General features: G+C 42.4%; 7 protein-coding genes. 2 read left to right on the forward strand and 5 right to left on the reverse strand.

Annotated features, from left to right (window positions below; genetic code table 11):
* Positions 1 to 383: 383 nt before the first annotated feature.
* Complete coding sequence (locus tag ACM0OY_RS38580; protein WP_414573991.1) at positions 384 to 1,331, reverse strand: NAD-dependent epimerase/dehydratase family protein; 948 nt, start codon at positions 1,329 to 1,331, stop codon at positions 384 to 386.
* A 358-nt stretch (positions 1,332 to 1,689) separates the two neighbouring features.
* On the opposite strand from ACM0OY_RS38580, the gene purD reads away from it, so the two are divergent.
* Positions 1,690 to 2,991, forward strand: a complete 1,302-nt coding sequence (gene purD / locus ACM0OY_RS38585) for a phosphoribosylamine--glycine ligase (RefSeq protein ID WP_414573992.1) — start codon at positions 1,690 to 1,692, stop codon at positions 2,989 to 2,991.
* Between the two features lie 273 nt (positions 2,992 to 3,264).
* On the forward strand, positions 3,265 to 5,211 hold the full coding sequence (gene nblS, locus ACM0OY_RS38590) for a two-component system sensor histidine kinase NblS (RefSeq protein WP_414573993.1): 1,947 nt from the start codon (positions 3,265 to 3,267) through the stop codon (positions 5,209 to 5,211).
* A 149-nt stretch (positions 5,212 to 5,360) separates the two neighbouring features.
* Here nblS and ACM0OY_RS38595 read toward each other — a convergent pair whose 3' ends face one another.
* From ACM0OY_RS38595 to ACM0OY_RS38610, 4 genes are all read right to left on the reverse strand, one after another.
* Positions 5,361 to 5,732, reverse strand: a complete 372-nt coding sequence (locus tag ACM0OY_RS38595) for a hypothetical protein (RefSeq protein WP_414573994.1) — start codon at positions 5,730 to 5,732, stop codon at positions 5,361 to 5,363.
* Between the two features lie 148 nt (positions 5,733 to 5,880).
* Positions 5,881 to 6,276, reverse strand: a complete 396-nt coding sequence (locus ACM0OY_RS38600; protein WP_414573995.1) for a hypothetical protein — start codon at positions 6,274 to 6,276, stop codon at positions 5,881 to 5,883.
* A 45-nt stretch (positions 6,277 to 6,321) separates the two neighbouring features.
* Positions 6,322 to 7,008 (reverse strand): hypothetical protein, encoded by a 687-nt coding sequence (locus tag ACM0OY_RS38605; RefSeq protein WP_414573996.1) that lies wholly within the window; start codon positions 7,006 to 7,008, stop codon positions 6,322 to 6,324.
* A 183-nt stretch (positions 7,009 to 7,191) separates the two neighbouring features.
* The gene (locus tag ACM0OY_RS38610; RefSeq protein WP_414573997.1) at positions 7,192 to 7,971 is read right to left on the reverse strand and encodes a hypothetical protein; all 780 of its coding nucleotides are present in this window, start codon (positions 7,969 to 7,971) and stop codon (positions 7,192 to 7,194) included.
* Positions 7,972 to 8,085: the final 114 nt, after the last annotated feature.

Here is an 8,085-nt window from a genome sequence, read left to right on the forward strand (position 1 = left end):
GGACTTGTGTTGTCAACCAACGGACTTGTGTTGTCAACCAACGGACTTGTGTTGTGAACCAACAGACTTGTATTGTGAACCAACGGACTTGTGTTGTGAACCAAAGGACTTGTGTTGTGAACCAACAGACTTGTGTTGTGAACCAATCATTATGCACATAATAGCCAATTTTTACAGTGCGTAAGTCCTATACTCGTAAAAGCGATCGCAAGCGTACTGTGTACTAAAGTGTTGTTTTGAAAACCAGCTAAAGGATTTCCAATAAAAAAATATGCCATCGTAGGGTAAGACAGCTGTCCTACCCTACAAATGTACAAATAATGTGGAATATTTTATTTTTTGGAAGTCCCTAAAAAGAAAATTAGGAGGATAGAAAATACTTTTCAATACAAAGATTTAATCCACTCCCATTCCTTTGTTAAACCCTCTGTTAGCGAGACTTGCGGTTGATATCCGAGAATTTTCTGGGCTTTAGATATATCAGCAGCAGTGTGACGGGCGTCTCCCATCGCTTTTTCTATGTAATTTCTTTTGATTGGTTTGCCAACGATTTGTTCAATTGTATCTAGAACTTCTGCTAAAACTACCCGACTACCACCGCCGATATTAAAGATTTCCCCCACTGCTGCGGGGGCGATCGCTGCGGCTAAATTAGCGGCGATAATATCACTAACAAACGTAAATTCCCGTGTTTGCTGTCCATCGCCGTAAATCGGAATTGCCTCATCCTGCAAAATCGATTTAAAGAACTTATGAAATGCCATATCTGGGCGCTGTCTCGGCCCATAAACTGTGAAATAGCGCAATGATACAGATGGTACGCCAAAGTTTTTGTAATATAGTCCACACAAAAACTCACCCGCTAACTTCGTAATCCCATACGGAGAAACTGGTTGGGGACAAATTCCCTCGTGCGTAGGTAACGTTTCCGCATCACCATATACACTCGACGAAGAGGCAAACACTAACCTTTTGAGATTTTTAGCATCTTTGGCAGCTTCTAGCAAGATTTGGGTAGCGTTAATATTTCGTTCTGTGTAACTTGCAAAACCTTTACCCCAACTCGCCCTGACACCTGCTTGTGCCGCTTGGTGATAAACTACATCCACATCTTTGAGGAGTTGATGCCAATCTAAAAACTGAATATCTGCTTCAATTAATGTAAAGCCCGGCGATCCATTGAAGTGTGCAATATTTTTATACTTTAACATCGGATCGTAATAATCATTGAATTCATCAATTCCAATGACTTCTTCTCCTTGTCGCAGCAATGTTTCTGTTAGATGAGAACCAATAAAACCAGCGACTCCAGTGACGATAATTTTACCCATGTTGCGTATTTTTTGATATTTTAATTAATCTCTACATTCACAGGTTAATACTTGTAACCAATAATCGTCATTACCTAAGAAGGATTTTTTTTACTAATGATTTCAATGCTCAAAAATCATTAAAAATACTTAAAAAATAGTTCTATTTAAAATGTTTCAGTATATTTATTTAGTTTTTACTATTAATAACCTTGGTCATTAATCATTCTCCTTATCCCCTTGTCCCCCCCTCTCCTCATCTTCCCATTGAATGCAACACTCATGGGGGACTTGCACAAGTGTGAGAATTAATGGAAAAATTGATCCGCGAGAGCCGAATAGGGCATTCTCGTTTCGCAAGGAACGCACGAGGAAATCAGTGAAAGTTTTAGTTGTAGGGAATGGGGGGCGCGAACACGCTCTGGCATGGAAACTGCTGCAATCTGAGCAAGTTGAGCAAGTTGTTTGTGTACCAGGGAACGGGGGCACAGCAATTATGGAACGTTGCCAAAACTTGCCCCTGGCAGTAGATGATTTTGAGGGTATAAGCCAATATGCTCTAAAATATGGCATTACTCTGGTGATAGTCGGGCCAGAAGTCCCCTTGGCCAAGGGAATCACAGACTATCTCCAAGACAAAGGACTGATGGTATTTGGCCCAGTCAGAGCAGGAGCGCAGATTGAAGCCAGCAAAGCTTGGGCAAAAGCCCTGATGCAGGAAGCCGGGATTCCTACAGCGCGGGCTGCGGTATTTACGGACGCAACAGCAGCAAAATCTTACGTTAAATCTCAGGGAGCACCAATTGTTGTCAAAGCTGATGGCTTAGCGGCTGGTAAGGGCGTAACGGTGGCCCAAACAGTTGAACAAGCCCAGAGTGCCATTGATGCGATTTTTCAAGGACAGTTTGGCAGTGCTGGTAAATTTGTAGTCATTGAAGAATGTTTAATTGGGCAAGAGGTATCAGTTTTAGCGTTAACGGATGGGTTAACAATTAGACCGTTGCTACCAGCCCAAGATCATAAGCGGATTGGTGAGGGCGATACGGGGGAAAATACTGGCGGGATGGGAGCCTATGCGCCCACACCCATTGCGACACCAGAGTTAATGGGGCGCGTGCAAACTGAAGTTTTAGAAAAAGCGATCGCCTCCTTAAGATCCAAAGGCATTAACTACCGTGGTGTACTGTATGCTGGATTAATGATTGCACCTGATGGCAACTTCAAAGTTTTGGAATTTAACTGCCGCTTTGGCGATCCCGAAACCCAGGTGATTTTGCCACTGTTAGACACACCTTTAGAAGAGTTGCTTTTAGCCTGTGTACAGCAGCGTTTAGGCGAATTACCACCCATTGCTTGGAAAGTAGGAGCATCTGCCACAGTCGTTGCTGCTTCCGGCGGTTATCCGGGAGAATATGCGAAAAATAAGGTTATTTATGGCATTGAGTCAGCAGAAAAAGCCGGAGCAACCGTATTTCACGCAGGCACGAAATTGAACCAGCAACAACAAGTAGTAACAGATGGAGGACGAGTATTAAATGTAACTGGAACTGGAGAAGATTTTGAGCAAGCGATCGCCCAAGCCTATGCAGGGATCAAATATATTCAATTTGAAGGGATATATTACCGGAGAGATATTGGTCATAGAGTGGTGACTAGGAAGCAGGAGGAGCAAACCCCATAAGCTTTAAGCCAGCCTTGATTTTCATTAGCCAGCGAGGCTGACTTATACTTAAGCTATGCCCAAGTTAGACATTATCCATAACGCGGTAAAAAACCCACTGATGAAGGACGGCTGGACGTTAGCGTTAATTTTCTGTTTGATATAGCACTCCCCAATCCCCAGTCCCTTCTACTTTCCTGATTCCCCCCTCATCCCTAACATATTTGTCAAATTAACTGTTAATTTTTTAGTTGTTGGGGTTTATAACAAGGACTACTAACAACTTTATTTAAGATGCTAGCTCTGTTAAAAACAATTCGAGATGCAATCGCTAGTTGGTGGTCTGAGTTCACCCTCCAGACCAAACTCTTGGCTGTGGCGACAATGGTAGTCTCCTTGGTGATGAGTGGTTTGACCTTCTGGGCTGTGAACACCATTCAGCAGGATGCACGGATAAATGACACCCGCTTCGGGCGTGATTTGGGACTGCTGCTTGCTGCCAATGTTGCCCCCCTAGTGGCTGATAATAATCTGACTGAAGTTGCCCAATTTTCCCAACGCTTCTACAGCAGCACCTCTAGTGTGCGTTACATGCTGTATGCCGATGAAACTGGGAAAATCTTTTTTGGCATTCCTTTTTGGGAACCGGAGGTAGAAAACTCCCTCACCATTGAGCGGCGGATACAACTGCCAGAAGAGTACCCTGGTGATGGGGAAAAGCCGATGGTGCGACAACATACAACCCCATCTGGTACAGTCACGGATGTATTTATTCCCTTGATCGTTGATAAAAAATACTTGGGTGTATTAGCGATCGGTATCAATCCCAATCAGACGGCTGTTATCTCTACGAATTTTACCCGCGATGTCACCATTGCGGTTTTTATCACCATTTGGGTAATGGTGATTTTGGCAGGAGTAATTAACGCTTTGACCATCACCAAGCCAATTAAAGAACTGCTGGTGGGAGTAAAAGAAATTGCTACTGGGAATTTCAAGCAGCGGATTGATTTACCTTTAGGGGGCGAACTGGGGGAGTTAATTCTCAGCTTTAATGAAATGGCAGAGCGCTTAGAGCGCTATGAAGAACAAAATATCGAAGAACTCACCGCAGAAAAAGCGAAGCTAGAAACCTTAGTTTCCACCATCGCTGATGGTGCTGTGTTGATTGATAATAATATGCAGGTGATTTTAGTTAACCCCACAGCCCAGAGAATTTTCGGTTGGGAAGCAGCTGAAGTGGTAGGCCGCAATGTCCTGCATCACTTACCCCCGGCGGTACAGATGGAAATCACTCGTACTTTGTACGAAATGGCCGCAGGCGAATGTGAAAGTGCCGAATTCCGGATTTTTCTCAACCAACCTATCCAACGAACAATTCGGATTCTCTTGACTACAGTACTTAACTCGCAAAGAGAAAGCATCAAAGGCATTGCGATTACAGTCCAGGATATCACCCGCGAAGTGGAATTAAACGAAGCCAAAAGCCAATTTATCAGCAACGTTTCTCACGAACTGCGAACGCCTTTATTCAACATCAAAACCTATATTGAAACCTTGCACGACTACGGCGAAGACTTGGGCGTAAAAGAACGGCAAGAGTTTCTGCAAACAGTGAACCATGAAACCGATCGCCTGACTCGCTTAGTTAACGATGTTTTAGATTTGTCAAAACTCGAATCTGGTCGTAATTATAGCTTTGATGGAGTGGATTTAGCCCAAGCGATCGAACAAACGCTCCGTACTTACCAACTCAATGCTAAAGATAAATGTGTTGAACTCATTCAAGAAGTTGCTCCTGATTTGCCCTTGGTAGTAGGTAATTATGATTTGTTGGTGCAAGTATTTGGTAATTTGATTGGTAACGCTCTGAAATTCACAAAAGCTGGCGGTAAAGTAGCAATCCGCGCCTACCAACTAGATCCTAAGCCCAATCAGACCCAATCTTCTCCAGTACGAATTGAAATTTCTGATACTGGAATTGGTATCGCCACAGAAGACCAACACTCAATTTTTGAACGCTTCTTCCGCGTAGAAAACCGAGTTCATACCCTAGAAGGCACTGGTTTAGGCTTATCGATTGTCAGAAACATCATCGACAGACATCGTAGTAAAGTCCATTTAGTAAGTGAAGTCGGCATTGGTACCACTTTTTGGTTCGACTTAGCCGTATTTGAAGAAGAAGCACTACCTATAGTACTTGAGCCTAATACTGAAGCCCCCAAAATCACCACAGCCTAAAGGTTTGGGCATTGGGCATTGGGCATTGGGCATGGGGCATCGGGAAGAGGATGGCGGGATAAGGGGATATGGAGATGGGGGGAAAGAAGAATTACTTTCTCCCTCATCTGGCCATCTCCCTGATTCCCGAATCCCCAAAAAACAGAAATTCAAGATGTTGAGATAACGAACAGCAAACAGAATAACAATAAACCCAATAGCAACAACAAAGCCTGATTGCGTTTTAGCCAAGTTTTTACAGTTACCGCAAAATTCTTGGAGTAACGCTGCTGTTCTAAATCTAATTTTGTCTCTTCAATATTTTGGTAGAGGGTACAATCTTTGGCATGGGGACGGTGGGGAAAATTGCAAGTGTCATCAGCATGATAGGTGCAGGTGTCGCACAGATACCCGTCCCCAGTCGCACGGTGCAAGGGAATACCGGGATGACCGTAAGCTTTGAGTGTTATCCGACAATAAGGACAACTAATAGCTTGACTATCAACGAGTTGATGGCAGCGGGGACAAGATACAGTAGCCAAAACCTTTAGGAAAAATACGTTAAGTAAACACTTTTGATTTTAGCCATTTACGGTGGTAATGGTGAAATACTGACTTAGCTTGTTAATTTTGAATACTGATGCTTCCGTTCCGGCGCAGCAACTTGTTAGCTGTCCTCTGATGGCAAAACTAGTTTAGTCTAGCTTGTTTTGAAATCCGTCTAGTTATTTTAACTTCTTGCTTCATTTGATCTGCTTCGTCTTGACATTCTTCTGCTAGCTCTTCGAGATCATTCGCTATTGACAATACCTCTTGCGCTAACTGTTTCGTCTGTGCTGATTTCCGATCATATTTTTGAGATACTTCTGTAATTTCAGAAAAAATATCTTTGTATTCTTCAGGTGGATTTTCCAACCAATTCTCAAACTCGCTTTGCGGTTTTTGAAGAATAGCAATAGTTTTTTGCCAGGAGGCTTTAAGACGCATATCTAACGTCTTAATATCCTTAATTTTCGCCTTAAGTTGTTTGGTATTGTTTACTCCAGCTAATTCGTAGACTTTAGCTTTTAGCTCTTGAAGTTTCATGATTCCTATCGAGCGTCCCAAATTTAGAGCATTTTGTCGATCCACTTATTTTAATTTTTGAGCGAGTCTTTCATTCTCTTCACGAAGACGCTGACTCTCTTGAACTAATGTAGCAATTTGCTGTTTCTGCTGTTCAATTAAAGCTCTTGCTTCATCTCTTTGCTGCTTATACCGTTTGGTATGGGCAACTCTCCCACCTAAACTCTTATTATTTTGAGCTAATTCCTGTCTTCGCTTCTCAACTTCATTGTATTTCTTTTTAAGCTGCTCCAGTTCTTTAACCAATTCCACCTGAGCTTTACTCTTTTCAGCTTCAGATCGGAAGGCTTCATTTTCCGCTTTTAACGAGGCAATCCGTGCTTCTAATCTTTTAATTTCTTTATCTTTGCCAAACAGTTTCTCTTGTAATACTTTGATCAAACCCAGAAGTTTGGATTTTTGTTGATCTTGTTCATTACAAGCTGCTTCAAGCTCATTAGCGCGATCGCGCAGACGACCAGCCCGATTTTGTAGAACTTTGGCTGTACATTCGTACTTAATAATAGCAATAACCCTACTACGCTCTGGTTCCTCCAGTCGTTGAACTTCGGGGCTACACCAAAGTTCATCGTAGTTGGTACAATCATGGCGTAGATCCTGGGTTTTGACGTGTCCAGGATCTGCAATGAACTCAGAGTTTTTCAGCCGAACTCGGTCATGCCAGTAGTCAAACAATGCCTTGCTGTCGTCCATGATTGTGCGATCGCTTGTAAAGTATCTATTTATCCTTAAACATAGAGTAACTGGAAGCTGACATGTAGCCTTATTTACTTGGAACTACTTTAAGAAATCTTCACTTTGTTACATCATCTGCTATCTTCGCCATGATTTAGATGGGATTTGATAAATGCTTACCCTGCAATTGAACTAGGAATTCTATTTTTGGGGGACGAGCTTAGGCAATACCTGCTCAAGGATTCGTTTTTGACCATTAGGGGTTAGAGCAACTTCATCCTCTGCAACAGGTCGAATATCCTTACTTTTGATTAGCCTAGATATAGCAACATTAACGTTTTGAGGGTTCTGGCTGACAGCATGTTCACGTAGTTCAGCCCGACTCAAGCGATTATTGGCTGCATGATATAGCAGCAACAGAACTTCATCCGTTGCATAAATATCCCTTGCCAGAACTAGAGGTTTTCCATCCAATTCATGAATTACTGAATGTTCTAGTTGAACAATTTGGGCAATGGTTTCTGCAACAACCTTTCGATCTCGATTCCAAACTAGGCGGAGAAATTCTGCAAAAATCCATTTGCTTGCATGAAGCACCAGCATTGAATCCATATAGTTTGCGGTGTACTCGGTTGATATGTGAACAGCACCGCGATCGGAACGAAATCCATATACAACCTCGATCACTTTAGTCAAATGATAACGATCCTTCGATCCAAGTTGATGAGGAATATTTTTGTTTAATAAATCCTCACGAATTTTACCAGGTAATTTTCGATGATCAATCTTTCCGGTATCCATTTGAAGCAAGCAACGCGAAATTGCTTCACAAAATCGCCCACCGTCTAGTTCTGTTGGTTGCCAGTCGCCAGCTAGAAATCGTTGCTGCATTTCGACGTAGCATTCAACCACTGCATGGGCAAAGTGAAAGTCAATAATTGTTGAAAGTTCTTGAATTAATTGCTGAGATGTCCTTCTCATAGTTACACCCCACCAGAATTTTCATAAGATTCATCAATAGTTCCATTGCTTTGTGTGGAGCTTAGGGACTTCCAGAAAATAAAATATACAGATAGTAAAAATGATAATCATTGT

The organism is Nostoc sp. CCY 9925 (genome assembly GCF_963920935.1).
Lineage (GTDB): Bacteria > Cyanobacteriota > Cyanobacteriia > Cyanobacteriales > Nostocaceae > Nostoc.